General features: G+C 68.1%; 1 protein-coding gene. It reads left to right on the forward strand.

Annotated elements, in window-relative coordinates; all coding sequences use genetic code 11:
* Positions 1 to 341: 341 nt before the first annotated feature.
* The coding region (locus ABD323_RS44650; protein WP_344447686.1) for an ATP-binding cassette domain-containing protein at positions 342 to 558 on the forward strand (217 nt) is incomplete at its 3' end.

Genomic DNA, 558 nt, shown 5'->3' on the forward strand with positions numbered 1-558 from the left:
CCATCCGCCCCTGTGCGGGCTACCCCCGAGACTAGTCGCCCGGTGCGCCCTTTCGCACACTCTCCGCCAGCTAAGTTGTCATGTTTCCTTGCCATCTGACGAATCGTCGGTGATTCGGCCACACCCCGATCCGGAATCGGCCACGCCCCCACCCTCAGGGGTTGTGTCATACCGCAGGAGGAGGTAGCCCGGCCCCGTGTACGCCCAGCGGCGGTGCTGCCAACCGTCCCCGGGAGCGACGAATTCCATGATCATCCAGCGGAGGATGGGGTAGCGGTCGGTGTTCTGCGCACCGATCGCCCACACCCTTTCCGCACGCCCCGTCCGCAAGGAGTCCCCCCGTGACCACCACGACCGCATCCGCCGTCAAGACCGGCCAGGCGGCCGCCCGAGCCACCGGCCTGAACAAGGTCTACGGAGAGGGCGAGACCCGGGTGGTCGCGCTGGACAACGTCAGCGTGGCGTTCCCGCAGGGCCGGTTCACGGCCATCATGGGCCCCTCCGGCTCGGGCAAGTCGACCCTGATGCACTGCATGGCCGGGCTGGACACGGTCTCCT

The sequence above is a fragment of the Kitasatospora nipponensis genome, assembly GCF_039528135.1.
GTDB classification, from domain to species: Bacteria; Actinomycetota; Actinomycetes; order Streptomycetales; family Streptomycetaceae; genus Kitasatospora; species Kitasatospora nipponensis.